This window comes from Kitasatospora sp. NPDC058190 (genome assembly GCF_042883685.1).
GTDB lineage: Bacteria > Actinomycetota > Actinomycetes > Streptomycetales > Streptomycetaceae > Kitasatospora.
In genome coordinates, this window is the sequence record NZ_JBHVVI010000092.1 from 1 (window position 1) to 16,098 (window position 16,098).

13 protein-coding genes are annotated in these 16,098 nt (G+C 73.2%); 8 read left to right on the plus strand and 5 right to left on the minus strand.

The window, feature by feature from the left end:
- Positions 1–217 precede the first annotated feature (217 nt).
- The gene (locus ACFVWU_RS32515; RefSeq protein ID WP_387627561.1) at positions 218–1,024 is read left to right on the plus strand and encodes a DeoR/GlpR family DNA-binding transcription regulator; all 807 of its coding nucleotides are present in this window, start codon (positions 218–220) and stop codon (positions 1,022–1,024) included.
- Between the two features lie 25 nt (positions 1,025–1,049).
- On the opposite strand, the gene galK is transcribed toward ACFVWU_RS32515, so the two are convergent.
- Positions 1,050–2,195, minus strand: coding sequence for a galactokinase (galK, locus tag ACFVWU_RS32520; protein WP_387627562.1), 1,146 nt, complete (start codon positions 2,193–2,195; stop codon positions 1,050–1,052).
- 261 nt (positions 2,196–2,456) lie between these two features.
- Here galK and galT point away from each other — a divergent pair, with 261 nt between their 5' ends.
- Positions 2,457–3,560, plus strand: a complete 1,104-nt coding sequence (gene galT / locus ACFVWU_RS32525; RefSeq protein WP_387627563.1) for a galactose-1-phosphate uridylyltransferase — start codon at positions 2,457–2,459, stop codon at positions 3,558–3,560.
- 274 nt (positions 3,561–3,834) lie between these two features.
- Positions 3,835–5,937: an NEW3 domain-containing protein gene (locus tag ACFVWU_RS32530; protein WP_387627565.1), complete on the plus strand. Its 2,103-nt coding sequence runs from the start codon at positions 3,835–3,837 to the stop codon at positions 5,935–5,937.
- 171 nt (positions 5,938–6,108) lie between these two features.
- Here the strand turns inward: ACFVWU_RS32530 and ACFVWU_RS32535 are convergent, their stop codons facing one another.
- Complete coding sequence (locus ACFVWU_RS32535; protein ID WP_387627566.1) at positions 6,109–8,205, minus strand: alpha-galactosidase; 2,097 nt, start codon at positions 8,203–8,205, stop codon at positions 6,109–6,111.
- 165 nt (positions 8,206–8,370) lie between these two features.
- Here ACFVWU_RS32535 and ACFVWU_RS32540 point away from each other — a divergent pair, with 165 nt between their 5' ends.
- Positions 8,371–8,874 (plus strand): DinB family protein, encoded by a 504-nt coding sequence (locus tag ACFVWU_RS32540; RefSeq protein WP_387627568.1) that lies wholly within the window; start codon positions 8,371–8,373, stop codon positions 8,872–8,874.
- A 61-nt stretch (positions 8,875–8,935) separates the two neighbouring features.
- Here the strand turns inward: ACFVWU_RS32540 and ACFVWU_RS32545 are convergent, their stop codons facing one another.
- Together ACFVWU_RS32545 and ACFVWU_RS32550 are read right to left on the minus strand one after the other, a co-directional pair.
- Entirely contained in the window at positions 8,936–9,676 is a 741-nt protein-coding gene (locus ACFVWU_RS32545) for a 3-oxoacyl-ACP reductase family protein (RefSeq protein WP_387627569.1), read from the minus strand.
- Between the two features lie 78 nt (positions 9,677–9,754).
- Positions 9,755–11,251, minus strand: a complete 1,497-nt coding sequence (locus ACFVWU_RS32550; RefSeq protein ID WP_387627570.1) for an MFS transporter — start codon at positions 11,249–11,251, stop codon at positions 9,755–9,757.
- A gap of 194 nt (positions 11,252–11,445) precedes the next feature.
- On the opposite strand from ACFVWU_RS32550, the gene ACFVWU_RS32555 reads away from it, so the two are divergent.
- Together ACFVWU_RS32555 and ACFVWU_RS32560 are read left to right on the plus strand one after the other, a co-directional pair.
- Positions 11,446–11,817 (plus strand): YciI family protein, encoded by a 372-nt coding sequence (locus ACFVWU_RS32555; RefSeq protein WP_387627572.1) that lies wholly within the window; start codon positions 11,446–11,448, stop codon positions 11,815–11,817.
- Positions 11,814–13,028 (plus strand): RNA polymerase sigma factor, encoded by a 1,215-nt coding sequence (locus ACFVWU_RS32560; RefSeq protein WP_387627573.1) that lies wholly within the window; start codon positions 11,814–11,816, stop codon positions 13,026–13,028. The genes ACFVWU_RS32555 and ACFVWU_RS32560 overlap by 4 nt, the downstream gene beginning before the upstream one ends.
- A gap of 11 nt (positions 13,029–13,039) precedes the next feature.
- Here the strand turns inward: ACFVWU_RS32560 and ACFVWU_RS32565 are convergent, their stop codons facing one another.
- Complete coding sequence (locus tag ACFVWU_RS32565; protein ID WP_387627575.1) at positions 13,040–14,056, minus strand: NAD-dependent epimerase/dehydratase family protein; 1,017 nt, start codon at positions 14,054–14,056, stop codon at positions 13,040–13,042.
- A 201-nt stretch (positions 14,057–14,257) separates the two neighbouring features.
- Between ACFVWU_RS32565 and ACFVWU_RS32570 the strand changes: the two genes are divergently transcribed.
- Both ACFVWU_RS32570 and ACFVWU_RS32575 read left to right on the plus strand, forming a co-directional pair.
- Positions 14,258–15,280, plus strand: a complete 1,023-nt coding sequence (locus ACFVWU_RS32570; RefSeq protein ID WP_387627611.1) for a cytochrome c oxidase assembly protein — start codon at positions 14,258–14,260, stop codon at positions 15,278–15,280.
- 97 nt (positions 15,281–15,377) lie between these two features.
- The gene (locus ACFVWU_RS32575) at positions 15,378–16,016 is read left to right on the plus strand and encodes a YdcF family protein (protein ID WP_387627576.1); all 639 of its coding nucleotides are present in this window, start codon (positions 15,378–15,380) and stop codon (positions 16,014–16,016) included.
- The last annotated feature ends 82 nt before the right edge of the window (positions 16,017–16,098 follow it).

Genomic DNA, 16,098 nt, shown 5'->3' on the forward strand with positions numbered 1-16,098 from the left:
GGCCCGGGCCCGACCGCGGCAGCCGGCCGTGAAGGTCGGCCGGACCGCCGGTGCCGTGACCGCCCGCGGCACCGGCGGCTCCTTTCGCCGACCGGGTACCGGGGAGACGGGTGGCCCGCCGGCCCTGGGATAATGGCTCCCGCAGGACCCAGCCGCGTTCCCGGTCACCCACGAGAACGCACAAGCCGCACGTGCTCGTTCGATCGAAAGGTCCTCCGTGGCTGACCAGACGTTGCTCGCCGCCCAGCGCCAGGCGCTGATCCTGGAGGCGATCCGCCGGGCCGGCGCGGTCCGGGTCGCCGAGCTGGTCGAGCAGTTCGGCGTCTCCGACATGACCATCCGCCGGGACCTCGACGCGCTGGCTCGCCAGGGCGCCGTGGAGAAGGTGCACGGCGGGGCGGTCGCGACCGGGACGGCGAGCACCTTCGAACCCGGCTTCGACGCCAAGTCCGGGCTGGAGGAGGGCACCAAGGCCGCGCTCGCGGACGCCGCGGTGAAGCTGGTGGAGCCGGGCAGCGTGGTGGCCCTCTCGGCCGGAACCACGACCTACGCGGTCGCCGCCCGGCTGCTGGAGGTCCCGGAGCTGACGGTGGTGACCAACTCGCTGCGGATCGCGGACCTGCTGTGGGCGGCCGGGAGCGACGGGAAGGAGACCGTCCCGTCGCTGCTGTTGACCGGTGGGTCCCCCACCCGCTCGGCGGCCCTGGTGGGGGCACTGGCCGACCAGACGATCCGTTCGCTGCACGTGGACCTGCTGATCCTCGGTGTGCACGGGGTCAGCGAGCAGGCCGGCCTCACCACGCCCAACCTGGCCGAGGCGCAGACCAATCGGGCCCTGATCGCCTCGGCGCGCCGCACCGTCGTGGTCGCGGACCACACCAAGTGGGGCGTGGTCGGGCTGAGCAGCTTCGCGACCCTGGCGGAGGTCGACTGCTTCGTCACCGACGACGCCCTCCCGGCGACCGCCCGCGAGGTGATCGCCGAGGCGGTCGGCGAGCTCGTCGTCGTCCCGGCGGCCGGCTGAGCGGCCGGCTAAGCGGTCGGCCAGGTCAGCCCACCCGCCGGGCGCCCGCCGAGGGCACGGCGGTGAAGGTCACCGGTGCGGCGAAGCCCGCCGAGCGGAAGGCCGCCTCCACCGCCTCCGACACCCCCGCCACGCGCACGGCCTCGACCAGGGCGACCACCGACCCGCCGAAGCCCCCGCCGGTCATCCGGGCACCAAGCGCCCCGGCGGCGACGGCGGCCTCCACCGCGAGGTCCGTCTCCGGGCAGGAGACCCGGAAGTCGTCGCGCAGCGAGGCGTGTCCGGCCGTCAGGATCGGGCCCAGCGCGGCGATCTCACCGTGGCCCAGGTGCTCGACCGTCTCCAGCACGCGCCCGTTCTCGGTCACCACGTGCCGTACCAGCGGCCGGAGCTCCTCGGGCAGCCGGTCCAGGGCCGGGGCCAGGGCGGCGGCCGGGAGGTCGCGCAGCGCGGGCAGCCCGAGCAGGCCGGCGGCGCGCTCGCAGCCGGCTCGCAGGGCCGCGTAGGCGCCGTCGCCGAGGTCGTGCTTGACCCGGGTGTCGATCACCAGCAGCCGCAGGCCGGCCGCCGCGAGGTCGAACGGGACGTGCCGCTGCTCCAGCGTCCGGGTGTCCAGGAACAGCGCCGTGCCGTCCGTGCAGCAGGCGGAGGCCATCTGGTCCATCACACCGCAGGGCACGCCGACGAAGGCGTTCTCGGCCCGCTGGGCGAGCAGGGCGAGGTCCGGCATGGTCAGGCCGAGGTCGTACAGGTCGTTCAGGGCGGCGGCCGTGGCGCACTCCAGGGCGGCCGAGGAGGAGAGGCCGGCGCCGGCCGGCACGTCGCTGTCGACGAGCAGGTCGGCGCCGCCGACGGGGTGGCCCGCCTCGGCGAGCGCCCAGAAGACCCCGGCCGGGTAGCCGGCCCAGCTGGCGACGACGCCGGGTGCCAGGCCGTCCAGCGCGAGGTCGGTGACCGTGCCGTCGCCCTGGGCGCTGTACAGCCGCAGCCGTCCGTCCTCGCGGCGGCGGGCGGTGACCCGGGTGGTGTGCGGCAGGGCGATCGGCAGGACGAAGCCGTCGTTGTAGTCGGTGTGCTCGCCGATCAGGTTCACCCGGCCCGGAGCGGCCCAGACGCCGCTCGGCCGTGCCCCGTGGACGGCCTCGAAGTCGGTGGCGGCCTCGTCGATCATCTGTTCAGCTCCATGCCTGGTGCGAGCGGGGATGGCTCCCGCCGGCGGTGTCCATCAGCGAGCGGGAGTGAATTCCGACATAATCAAACACCACTGCCCCTAGGGTCAACACCTGCGATGGCCATGTTCAGTCGGGTCGAGTTGGCAGTCCGGAACACCTGTCACCAGCAACAATGGCTGTTGACAAGCGATCGTCTCTGTTTGAATCTGTTGGAGCTCGAAAACTGCCGGGGCGACGTCCCACGCGTAAGGAGTACAGCGGTGCACAGAACCGCCACCACGTTGGCCGACGGCCGCGAACTCGTCTACTTCGACCAGGAGCCCGGTGCGCTCCGCGATGTCCCGGACGAGCGGCCGCTCGGGCCGACCGCGAGCCTCTCCGAGATCCGGCTCGACCCGGTGCTCGGCGAGTGGGTGACGGTGGCGGCGCACCGTCAGCAGCGCACCTACCACCCGCCGGCCGGCGAGTGCCCGCTGTGCCCCTCCCGGGACGGGCGGCTCAGCGAGATTCCGGCCGCCGACTACGAGGTCGCGGTGTTCGAGAACCGCTTCCCCTCGCTCGCCACCGGCTCCGCCGAGCACGTCGCGGCCCAGGACGCACCCCTGCACACCCTCCGGCCCGGCAACGGCCGCTGCGAGGTGGTCTGCTTCACCTCCGACCACGACGCCTCCTTCGCCGACCTGGACGAGCCCGGGGCGCGCCTCGTGCTGGACGCCTGGACCGACCGCACGGCGGACCTGTCCGCCCTGCCCGGCGTGCGGCAGGTGTACTGCTTCGAGAACCGCGGCGAGGAGATCGGGGTCACGCTCGCTCACCCGCACGGCCAGATCTACGCCTTCCCCTTCGTCCCCTCCCGCACCTCCCGGATGATCGCCCGGGCCGAGGCGCACCGGGCCCGCACCGGCCGGAACCTCTTCGAGGACCTGCTCGCCGCCGAACGGAACTCCCCCGAGCGACTGGTGCTCCAAGGCGGGCACTGGACCGCCTTCGTCCCGTTCGCCGCCCGCTGGCCCTACGAGGTCCACCTCTACCCCCACCGGCGGGTGCGCGACCTCACCGCGCTCACCGAGGCCGAGCGCGCCGAGTTCCCCGGCCTCTACCTGGACCTGCTGCGCCGCTTCGACGCACTGTTCCCCGCCGCGCCCGGCGCGGCACCCAACCGGACCCCGTACATCTCGGCCTGGCACCAGGCGCCCGACAGCGGCGGCGACGAACTCGCGCTCCACCTGGAGTTGTTCACCATCCGACGGGCGCCCGGCAAGCTCAAGTACCTGGCCGGTGTGGAATCCGGTCTGGACGCCTTCGTCACCGATGTGAGCCCGGAGCAGGCCGCCTCCCGACTCCGGGACGCCGCGCTCGGCTGACCCGGAACCCGCCCACGGCACCGCCGGAGCCCACCGCGTCGTGACCACCGACTCCGTGGGCTCCGTCGGCATGCGCGTCCGTCGGCACGGCTCCGTCGGTGTGGGCGGCACCTTCCAGCCACTCGACGACCAGGGCCCCACGGCACGTTGATATCCGTCTGATTGCGTTGAGTATTGACTATCTCTGTTTGGTTTGGTTCGCTTTCCCCCGCCCTGCGCAGGGTGCCAGTTCCTGCACCACCGTCCGCAACCCCCTCCGGACCCAGGAGACACGATGCGCAAGACGTGGGCCGCGTTACTCGCGGCCTCGCTGGCAGCGGCGCCGCTCGCCGCTGTTCCCCTCACCGGCACCCCCGCCGCAGCCGCCGACTCGTCCGGCGCCGTGCTGGTCCCCACCCCGCCGATGGGCTGGAACGACTGGAACGCGTTCGGCTGCGACGTCGACGAGCAGTTGGTCGAGCAGACCGCCGACAAGCTGGTCTCGGGCGGCCTCCAGGCCGCGGGCTACCAGTACGTCAACATCGACGACTGCTGGATGGGCAAGGCCCGCGACGCCGAGGGGAGGCTCGTCCCCGACCCGGTCAAATTCCCCCACGGGATCACCGGCGTGGCCGCCTACGTGCACGCCAAGGGCCTCAAGCTCGGCATCTACGAGAGCGCCGGCACGCTGACCTGTGCGGGCTTTCCCGGCAGCCTCGGCCACGAGCAGCAGGACGCGAGCTCCTTCGCCTCCTGGGGCGTCGACTACCTCAAGTACGACAACTGCTACAACCAGGGCATACCGTCCCAGCAGCGCTACCGCGCGATGGCCGACGCTCTGGGGAAGGCCGGCCGTCCGATCGTCTACAGCCTCTGCAACTGGGGCCTGGACAGCGTGTGGACCTGGGGTGGCACGGTCGGCCAACTCTGGCGCACCACGGGGGACATCGACGCCTCGTTCGGCCGGATGCTGGACATCTTCCACGCGAACGCCAAGCTCGCCGACGCCGCGGGGCCGGGCGGCTGGAACGACCCGGACATGCTCGAGGTCGGCAACGGCATGACGGCGACCGAGGACCGCGCCCACTTCTCGCTCTGGGCGGAGATGGCGGCCCCGTTGATCGCCGGCACCGATCTGCGCAAGGCGAGCGCCGACACCCTCGCGATCTACGGCAACACCGAGGTCATCGCCGTCGACCAGGACCGGCTCGGCAAGCAGGGACGGCCGGTGAGCATGGCCGCGGGCCTGGACGTCCTGGCCAAGCCGCTCGCCGACGGCAGCGTCGCCGTCACGCTGTTCAACGAGAACACGCAGCCCGCGGTGATCTCGACCACCGCGGCCGCGGTCGGCCTGCCGCAGGCCAAGGGGTACCTCCTGCGGGACCTGTGGGAGCACACCGACGGCGAGACCTCCGGGACGATCGGCTCCACCGTGCCGGGCCACGGCGCCGTCATGTACCGGGTCACCCCGACCGACCACCCGGGCGGACACCACCCGGACCTCGTCCTCGACACCAAGGTGCCCGACCTCACTCCGGGCGGCTCGGCCACGGTCACCACGGCCTTCGCCAACAACGGCGCCCAGTCCGCGAACGACGTCGTGCTCGGACTCGACGTCCCGGCCGGGTGGACGGTCGCGCCCCTGTCGGGGACCCGGGTCGGGCACGTGCCGGCCGGCGGCCACGCGGAGGCCGCGTTCCGCGTGACCGCCCCGGCGAAGCTGCCGACGCCGATCACCCGGGCCACCCTCACCGGCACCGCCACCGCGCACGGGCCGGGCGGCCCGCAGAGCGTCGCCGCGCCCACGCCGGTCGTCCTGGCCGCACCCGTGCAGGCGCCCTACCGGACCTTCACCGACACCACCGCCGTCTTCGGCGCGCAGGACGGGACCTTCGCCATCGACGGCGCGGGCTCCGACCTCTACTACGACGTCGACGAGTACAGCACCGTCTACCGGCCGGGCGCCGAACACGACGGCTCCACCACGGTCGTGAAGCTCACCGCGCAGGCGCCGACCAGCGACTGGGCCAAGGCCGGGATCATGGTGCGCAACGACATCACCAAGCCGGGTCTGTCGACCGGGTACCTCATCCTCGCCGAGGCACCGGGCAAGGGCTACGTGCTTCAGTGGGACAGCGACGGCGACGGCAAGCTGGACTCCAACAGCGCCCCGGCGAACCAGGGTTCGGGATCCGCGAGCTATCCGAGCTGGCTGAAGCTGGTGCGCGACGGCTCGACGTACACCGGCTACTACTCCACCGACGGGACCACCTGGACGAAGGTCGGCCAGGCCACCGTCCCGGGAGCGGCCGCACTCCAGGACGTCGGACTGTTCACCACCTCGCACAGCACGGGCACCAGTGGCGAGGCCGATTTCACGGGCTTCACCCAGAGCTGAGCGGCTGAGCGGCTGAGCGGCTGAGCGTCAACGAGTAGCGACACCTGGGGCCCCGGCCGGTCGACGGACCGGCCGGGGCCCCTCGCCGTGCCCATCGGGGCCGACCGTGACGGAAGAGGCGAACCGCCGCCGGGAGGCGGGTGGCCTCCCGGCGGCGGGTCGCGAAGGATGTCAGGACAGGACGGTCCAGCTCTGACCGGCCGCGGCCGGGTTGGCCGGGTTGGTCATGCCCGTGGAGCCGGCCGCGGTGCCGGCGACGTCCAGTGTCAGGCCGTTGCCGACGTTGGTGACGGTGAGCGCGCCACTGCCGTTCTGGGTGACCTTCCACTTCTGCCAGGGGTTGTTGGCCGAGGGGTTGAGCAGGTAGGCGCTGCCGACGCCGTTGCCGCCGGCGAGCACGGTGTGCGACTGGGCGGCGGTGTAGCAGTTGTCGGTGATCGTCACGGTGCCGTCCGGGTTGGCCGTGAACATCCACTGCTGAGCGGCGTTGCCGCTCTGGTAGGCGTTGATGTCGGAGTTGCCGCCGACGGAGGCGTAGCAGCCGCCCTGGACTTCGAGCGCCTGTCCCCCGGTGCCGCCCGCGCTGATCGCGTGGTACTTGCCGTCGCCGACGACGCTCGCCTGGCTGCCTCCGGTGCCGCCACCCGTGCCGGTGCCCGCGCCGGAGAGGCGGTAGAGCGCGACGCCGTGCGCGGGGATCCAGTTGCCGCCCACGGAGCCGGTGGCGGTGCCGGTGGCGCCCGTCCACAGCTCCCGGTAGCCGTAGCCGGAGCCGGTCAGGCCGAGGTCGGCGAAGCTCGCGCTGATCATGGCCCAGTTGTTCGGGTCCTGGTTGATCAGCGCCACCGCCAGGTCACCGTTGGCGAGTTGGCGCTTGAGGACCACGGGGGCGGTCGGCGAGGACGGCGGGTTGCCGACCAGGGTGGCGGGCTTGGCGAGGCTGTCCTGATCGACGGCGATCATGTCGCGGTTCTTGAGGAGCGACAGCGCGGAGGAGCTGATGCCGGTGGACCAGGTGTAGCCGTTCGCGGTGTGCCGCGAGTCGGCGGCGGTGCGCAGGTCGGCGCCGGAGATGAGCGGGGCCGCCATCATCGACAGGACGGACAGTTCGGTGCGCGACTCGTCGTCCGTGAAGGGCTTGTTGCCCTTGGAGGTGTCGGTGACGCCCCAGACGCCGTACGGGTCCTGCCAGCCGGCGAACATCATGTCCAGGTCGTTCCAGCTGCCGGGGTGGACGTTGCCCGGGTACTTCAGTGCGGTCTGCAACTGACCGTTGTAGAGCACGCCGTCCAGCTCGCTGTCCCGGTCGCCGCCGATCCGGCACATGTTGGCGACCTGGCCGCACCAGATTCCGGTGGGCGAGTAGCCGGGCGCCTGGTGCGGCGGGGTCGGTCCGGCGGCCGTGATCAGCGGATCGGTCCGGGCCGGGTCGCCGGCGTTCAGCAGGTAGGGGATGCCGGTGTGCGCGGGCTGCGCGGACAGGCTGAGCGTGACCTTGGGCTTGCCCGCGGCGCCGGTCGCCGCGTCGAGCGCGCGCTGGAAGGTCTGGGTCCGGGCGTAGATGGACTGGGTGAGCTCCCTGCCCTCGCCCTGCGGGTAGTAGGCGTAGCCGTCGGGGCCGTAGATGGTGGGGCCGTAGGGGCAGTCGTCGTACTTGACGAAGTCGACGCCCCAGGAGACGAAGTCGGCGGCGTCGGTGCTCTCGTGGCCGAGGCTGCCGGGGTGGCCCTGGCAGGTGGTGTAGGTGTCGGTGGCGTAGAGGCCGAACTTCATGCCCTTGCTGTGGGCGTACCAGGCCAGGTACTGGATGCCGTTGACGGTCCTGCCGTCGACGGTCTGCGCGGGGAACTGGTTGGGCTCGGGGACCAGGTGACCGCTGGTGGTGTCGTTCCCGCCCCCGTCGGTGCCGCTGACCGGATTGCCGTTGTTGTCGTAGAGCTGCATGGCGCCGTCGGCGGTCTTGGCGAAGTCCGTGCTCTGGCCGTCTCGGTGGCGCGTCGACCAGCCGTCGTCGACGGTGACGGTGTCGTAGCCCGCCTGCACCAGGCCGTTGGCCGACATGAAGTCGATGGTCTGCTTGATCTCGCTCTCGGTGACGTAGGCACCGATGCTGTTCCACGAGTTCCAACCCATGGGCGGAGTCAGGGCGTTGCCGTTGCCGAGGGCGGCGGCCGGAGTGGCGGTGACGAGTGCCGTGGCGCTGAGGCCGGAGGCCGCGAGGGCGGTGGCGGCGAGTATGCCGACGACGCGATGTGGAGTTCTGCGCATGTGGGGGGCTTCCCGAGTGGGTGAGTGGCCCTGCGAGGGGGGCAGGGCGAGGGTGCCATACGATATTGCACCTATCAGGAACCCACAAGATTCAACACAACAGCACTTTCCGGGGGTTCGGAATCCGTTCCTCGTGCGGGTCGGGGTCCTGCTACCGTCCCGGTCATGGTCAAGATCGTGCCGTTCACCGGCGGTGAGAAGGAAAGCCTGCACACGGCCCTCGACCGGCACCGCGACGCGGTGCTCTGGAAGGTCCAGGGCCTGGACGACGAGCAGTTGCGCCGGCCGCTGACGCCCTCGGGGACGAACCTCCTCGGGCTGGTCAAGCACCTCGGCGGCGCCGAACTCGGCTGGTTCCGCGAGACCTTCGGCCTGGAGACCGGCCCGCTGCCGTTCGACATCGACGCCGACGAGAGCTCCGACCTGCGGATCGAGCCGCACGAGTCGACGGCGGACGTGCTGGCCTTCTACGCCCGTGCCCGGGCCGCCGCCGACGAGGCGATCGACCGGCTGGAGCTGGACTCCCTCGGCACCTCCTGGTCGGGCCGGACGGTGTCGCTGCGCTGGGTGCTGATCCACATGACCACCGAGACCGCCCGGCACGCCGGGCACATGGACATCCTGCGCGAACTCACCGACGGCGCGACCGGGGACCACGACCGCAGCTGAGCCCTGGCTACCTGTGGGCGAGGGCGCCGACCGAGGCCGCCGCCCCGCCCGGGCCCCGCGCTCAGGCGGTGTAGCCGCCGTCCACCGCGAGGGCGGTGCCGGTGACGTAGCGTCCGCCGGGACCGGCCAGGAAGGCCACCGCGGCGGCGATGTCCTCGGCCTCGCCGAACCGGTCCAGGGCGGTGAGCCCGCGCTGGAAGTCGGCGGAGTCGCCGTCAGCCGGGTTCATGTCGGTGTCGATCGGGCCCGGGTCGACGATGGTGGCGGTGATCCCGCGCGGGCCGAGCTCCCGGGCCAGGCCCTTGGTCAGCCCGGTCAGCGCGGTCTTGGCGGTCGCCTGGAGGACGAAGTTCGCACCGGGGACGCGCCCGTTGAAGCAGGAGCCGACGCTGATGATCCGCCCGCCCTCGCCCATGTGCCGGGCGGCCGCCTGGGCGGCCAGGAACACCGAGCGGATGTCGACGGCGAGCACCCGGTCGAGCTCCTCGACCGACACCTCGGCGAGCGGGCCGTAGGTGAGGAAGCCCGCGTTGTTCACCAGGATGTCGATGCCGCCCAGCTCGCGGACGGTCTCCTCCACCGCCCGCGCGGCGGCGTCCGGCTCGACCAGGTCCGCCCGGATCGCCACCGCCCGGCCGCCGGCCGCCTCGATCTCCTTGACCACCGTCCGGGCCTGCTCCTCGGCCCGGACGTAGGTCAGCGCCACCGCCGCCCCCTCGGCCGCCAGCCGCTTGGCCACCGCCGCGCCGATGCCCCGGCTGCCGCCGGTCACCAGGGCCACCTTGCCGGTCAGCTCGCTCATCTCTCGTTCCCCCTTCGTGGTCACCGCGTTCGTCGCACACCGACGGTAGGAGCTGACACCGGTGTCAGGTTCAAGCCCTCACCGCCGGGCCGGCTCATGGTCCGGCAGCGACTCCTCCGGCGCGGACCGCTTCGCCCAGCGCATGGCCGGGGTCAGCACGGCCAGGCCGGCGAACAGCGCCGCGGCGATCAGCCCGTCGACGTGCAACCCGGCGGTGAACGCCGCCCGGGCGCCACGGAGCAGTTCGGCGCCCTGCCCCGCGGGCAGGTGCCGGGCGGCCTCGACGGCGCCCGCCAGCGAGTCGGAGCCGCCGGCCCGGGCGCGGTAGACCGCGGCGGCCACCGTGCCGAGCAGCGCGAAGCCGAGCGAGCCGCCGAAGTAGTTGCCGGTCTCCGACATCGAGGCCGCCGAGCCCGCCCGCTCCGGCGGCACCGAGCCGAGGACCAGCCCGGTGCCCAGGGCGAACAGCGGTCCGGTGCCCAGGGCGAGCACCGTGATGCCGGTCATCACCAGCGGCAGCGAGCCCTGTCCGTCGTCGGCGGCGACCAGCAGCAGGCCGCCCAGCGCCGAGCAGGCCAGCCCGCCCGCGATCGCGGTGGTGTCGTCCATCCGGCGGGCCAGCCGCGGCGCGGCCATGGTGCCGACCGCCACGCCCAGGCCCATCGGGGCGAAGAGCACCGCGGAGGCGAACGGTGAGTGGCCCAGCACGCTCTGCAGGTACTGGGTCACCAGCAGGCCGGTGCCGGCCATCGCGACCCCGGCGAGCACCAGCGAGACCAGCACGGCCGTGAACGGGCGGCTGCGCAGCAGTCGCAGGTCCAGCAGCGGCCGCTGCTGCCCCAACTGCCGCCGGACGAAGGCGTACCCGACGGCGGTGCCGGCGAGCAGTGCCAGCGCCGGGAGCAACGGCGCGTCCTCGACCGGCAGCTGCTTGACGCCGTACAGCATCAGCAGCACCGCCACCAGCGACAGCAAGACCCCGGCCGGGTCCAGCCGCCCGGCCGCCTCGCTGCGGAACTCCGGCAGCAGGAACGGCCCGGCGATCAGGAGCACCGCCATCGCCGGGACGGCGGCCAGGAACACCGACCCCCACCAGAAGTGCTGGAGCAGGAACCCGGCCAACACCGGCCCGAGCGCGCCGCCCGCGAACTGGCAGGTGGCCCAGACGGCGACGGCCTGTCCGCGCTGCCGCCCGTCCCGGAACATGTTGGTGATCAGCGCGAGCGTGGACGGTGCCAGGGTCGCGCCCGCGACGCCGAGCAGGGCCCGCGCGACGATCAGCATCAGCGGGTCGACCGCGAAGGCGGCGACCACCGACAGCACCGCGAAGGCCGCCGCACCGGTCAGCAGCAGGCGTCGGCGGCCGATCCGGTCGCCGAGCGTGCCCATGGTGATGACCAGGCCGGCCACCATCAGTCCGTAGCTGTCGCTGATCCACAGCTGCTGGACGCCGTCGGCGCCCAGGTCGGCGCTCAGCCGTGGAAGGGCGAGCAGCAGCGCCGTCACGTCCATCGCGACCAGCAGCGTCGGCAGCATCAGGACGGCCAGTCCCAGTCGTGCCCGGGTGACGTCCATCCCGGCGACTCCTCTCCTCGGAAACGTTGTCGCGGGGTGGTCGGAGCGGCCCGGCGCTTCTTGACGTCGGTGAGCGGTGCGACGGCGGAAAACTCGTGGGAGATTTCTCGGCGAGGGATGTCAAGAAGGCGGCGGCGGCTCCGACCGACGGTCGAAGGGTCCAGCCGGGGCCCGCCCACGACGAGGAGTACGCGATGAAGTTCCTGATCGGCCTGCACATCAACCCGGCCGTGCTGGACGCGCTGACGGACGAGGAGAAGGCGGCGATCGGCGCCGGGCACGGCAGGTTCATCGAGGCGCTGAAGTCCTCCGGCGAGCTGATCCTCACCCAGGCGCTGGTCGACCCGTCCCAGTCCGCGGTGGTCACCGTGCGGGGCGGCCAGCCCGCGGTGACCGACGGCCCGTTCCTGGAGGCCAAGGAGTTCCTGGGCGGCTTCTACCTGGTCGACTGCGAGAACCGGGAGCGGGCGATCGAGCTCGCCGCGCAGATCCCGGACGCCGCGATCGAGGGGCTGGGCGTCGAGGTGCGTCAGGTGATGTTCTCCGACGGACACTTGGAGGCATGACAGCACCGGACTTCGAGGGCCTGCTGCGTGAGCTCACGCCGCAGGTCCTCGGCACGTTGGTACGCCGGCACGGCCGGTTCGAGGGCTGCGAGGACGCCGTGCAGGAGGCCGTCCTCGCCGCGAGCGTCCAGTGGCCGGACGAGGGGGTGCCGCGGAATCCGCGCGGCTGGCTGGTGACCGTCGCCTCCCGGCGGCTGGTGGACCAGGTCCGCAGCGACCACGCCCGCCGCGAACGCGAGAGCGCGACCACCGCCGCCGAGGTGGTGCCCGAGGACGTGCCGGACACCGACGACACCCTGCTCCTGCTGTTCCTCTGCTGCCACCCGGCGCTGACCGCGGCCTCGCAGACCGCGCTCACCCTGCGGGCGGTCGGTGGCCTGACCACCGCCGAGATCGCCCGCGCCTTCCTGGTGCCGGAGGCCACCATGGCGGCCCGGATCAGCCGGGCCAAGCAGCGGATCAGGGCGGCCGGCAGCTCGTTCACCCTCCCCGAGGGCGCGGAGCGCGAGGAGCGGCTGCGGGTCGTCCTGCACGTGCTCTACCTGATCTTCAACGAGGGCTACACCGCCTCCTCGGGCAGCGAGCTGGAGCGCGCCGACCTCGCCCGGGAGGCGATCCGGCTAACCCGGACGGTGCACGCCCAGCTCCCCGAGGACGGCGAGGTGACCGGCCTGCTCGCGCTGATGCTGCTCACCCACGCCCGCCGCGCGGCCCGCACCACCGCGACGGGCGACCTGGTGCCGCTGGCCGAACAGGACCGCACGAGCTGGGACGGCGCCCTGCTGGACGAGGGCACGGCGCTGGCCAGGGCCGCACTGGCCGGCCCCGAGCTGGGCCCGTACCAACTGCAGGCCGCCATCGCCGCCACCCACGCCGACGCGACCACCGCCGCCGGGACCGACTGGGCGCAGGTGCACGCCCTCTACCTGATCCTGGAGCGGATCGCGCCCAATCCGATGGTCACCCTCAACCGGGCCGTCGCCCTCGCCGAGCTGGCCGGCCCACAGGCCGGCCTCGCCCTGCTGGCCACCCTGGACGGCGACCAGCGGATGGCCGGGCACCACCGGCTGCTGTCCGTCCGGGCGCACCTGCTGGAGCGCGCCGGCGACCGGGCCGGGGCGTACGACCACTACCGCCGGGCGGCGCGGGCCACCGCGAGCCTGGCCGAGCAGCGGTTCCTGTCGGCCCGGGCCGGGCGGGTACGGCCCTGACGGCCGCGGTGCTACGGCGTGTCCGACGATTCGCGCTGATCGAGCCCGAGCGCCGTCCGGTACCAGGGCGCCGCCTCGGTGAGACGGGCGAGCGGGCCCGGCCCGGGCGGGCAGGCGGCGAGCCGCCAGATCTCCTCGCTGCGGTACCAGTGGTCGCAGGCGATCATGGTGAACTGGCGCTCGGAGACCCGCCCCGGCGCGGCGGCGAGGCGACGGCGGCACTCCGCCCAGGGCAGCGCCGGCCCGTCCAGGACGGGCAGCAGACCGAGCGCGGCCAGGGCGTCGAGCAGCTCGCTGGCGCGGACCGGGATCGGGTGGGCGGCGTGCTGGACGCCCACCACCGGAGCGGGGGCGTCCAGCGCCAGCGCGGTGATCAGCCGAGCCAGGTCCGTACGGTCCACCAGGGAGAGCAGGGCCCGGCCGCCCTCCCAGCGGGCCGGGACGCGGCGGGCCAGTTCGGCCAGCCCGGGCACCACCCAGCGGTCGCCCGCGCCGGTGACCAGCGCGGGGCGCAGCACCAGGGCGCCGGCCGCCAAGGCGTGCTGCTCACCGATCAGCCTGGTGCGGCTGGCCTCGGAGAACGGCGCGGGCGGCACCCCGTCCACGTCGATGCCGCTGTGCGGGCCCTCGCCGTACACCGCCGTGGTCGACAGGTGCACGATCCGGCCCACCCCGGCCCGGCCGGCCGCCGCCATCACCGCCGCGGTGCCCCGGTCGTTGACGGCCTCGCAGTCCTCGGCGCCGCCGCCGACCAGGGAGGCCAGGTGGAGCAGCACCCCGGCACCCTCGCAGAGCCCTGCCAGCGCCGCCCGGTCGGCGAGGTCCCCGCGGATCCAGTCGACCTCTCCGGGGCGGGCCCCTCGGATCCGGTCGATGCCGTCCCCGGGGGCGGGAGGCTCCCGGCGGACCAGCGCCCGCACCCGGACGCCGCGCGCCGTCAGGGCCGCCAGGACGGCCGAGCCGATGAAGCCGGTCGCCCCGGTGAGCGCGACCGTGGTCGCTTCCGCGGGCCGCTGCGACACCGCCATGGCTGGCTCCTCCCTGCCGACCGGTCGGTCAGTCTAACCAGCGCCCGCCCCGCCGGGGACCACCCGTACGGAGGGGGCGGCGGAATGGCCGAGGTAAGGCCCACCTAGGCTGTATGCCAAGCAAAACGGGCGAACCGGACCCGCACCAGGGACCACGAGGACGGAAAGCAGGACCCGCCGATGGGCGACGGAATGTCAGGAATGCACCACCACGGCGGGATGACCCGACTAGGCCCGTTCACCCTCTCCCATGTGTGGACCTGGTCCCCGGACTGGGTGTTCCTGCTCGGCGGCCTGGTCATGCTCGGGCTGTACCTGTTCGGCGTGGTCCGGCTGTACCGGCGCGGCGACCGCTGGCCGATCGGCCGGGTGGTCGGCTGGGTGGCCGGTGTCGCCAGCATGCTGCTGGTGACCTGCTCGGGGCTGAACGACTACGGCATGGTGCTGTTCAGCGCGCACATGATCCAGCACATGGTGCTGTCGATGCTGACGCCGATCCTGCTGCTGCTCGGCGCCCCGATCACCCTCTCGCTGCGCGCGCTGCGCCCGGCGGGCAAGGGCCGCCCGCGCGGGCCGCGCGAGCTGCTGGTGGCGCTGCTGCACAGCCGCTACGTCCGGGTGATCTCGCACCCGGCGTTCACCATCCCGATGTTCATCGCGAGCCTGTACGGGGTCTACTTCACCCCGCTGTTCGACTTCCTGATGCAGTACCGCCTCGGGCACATCTTCATGATGGTGCACTTCCTCATGACCGGTCTGACCTTCTTCTGGCCGATCATGGGCGTGGACCCGGGCCCGCACCGCCCCGGCCATGTGATGAGGATCATCGAGCTGTTCATGGGGATGCCCTTCCACGCCTTCTTCGGCGTGGCGGTGATGATGGCCAGCCACCCTCTGGTCTCCACCTTCACCGTCCAGAGCGCACCACCCGGGACGGACCTGTTGGAGGACCAGAAGCTGGCCGGCGGCATCACCTGGGCCTTCGGCGAGATCCCGACCGCGATCGTGCTGATCGCCCTGGTCTACCAGTGGATGGGCTCCGAACAGCGGCAGGCCCGTCGCCGCGACCGCGCCGAGGAGCGCAGCGGCGACGCCGAGCTGGAGGCGTACAACGCCTACCTGGCCTCGCTGAACAAGCGCGGCCAGCGCCCGGGGGCGGCCGGCACCGCCGCCGCACCCGCGGCTCCCGTCACCCCCGCCACCCCGGCGGCCGACGCCGGCTGAGCCCGCCCGACCGAACCGCCCGGAGCCCGCGTTCCTCTGAGAACGCGGGCTCCGTGGCGTTGCGGAACGGTGTCCCCGCCGGGTGCGTTCGACGGGTATGCGCGCCCTGTTCCTGCTGCCCGTGCTGCTCGGCGGGTACGTCCTGCTCTGGCTGCTCGGCTTCCTCGGCTGCGCGCTGCACCAGCGCCGCCGGCCGGTGCCCGCCGGCTCCGACTACCTGGTGGTCCTGGGCGCCGCGCTGGACGGCTGCGAGCCCGCGCCGACCCTGGCAGCCCGGCTGGACGCCGCGCTGGAACGTTTCGCCGCCGAGGAGGCCGCCGGGTACGCGCCGCTGCTGCTGGTGACCGGCGGCAAGGGCCCGCACGAGGAGTGCACCGAGGCCGCCGCGATGGCCCGCTACCTGATCGCCCGGGGCGTGCCGGCCGAGCGGATCAGGCGCGAGGAGCGGGCCGTGAACACCGCCGAGAACCTGCGCTTCAGCGCCGCCCTGATGGCCGCCGAGCGCCCCGACTACCGCTGCACCGTCGTCACCAGCGGTTTCCACACCGTCCGCTCCGCCCTGGCCGCCCGCCGGGCCGGCGCCCCCGGCCAGGTGCTCGGCGCGGACGGGCCGCTCGCGCACGGCCCGTACCAGCTGCTGCGCGAGGCGGTCGGCACGGCGCTCGCGCTGCCGCGCGCCAACGGCGCGGCGCTCCTGCTGCTGACCGGCACCGGGGTGGTGCTCGGGCTGGCCTGATCCCGCGGCCGCGCACGGGCCTCTGGATCAGTCCGCGCCGCTGCGTCAGCATGAGAACGGAACCGAGCGCGGAGGGGGGCTC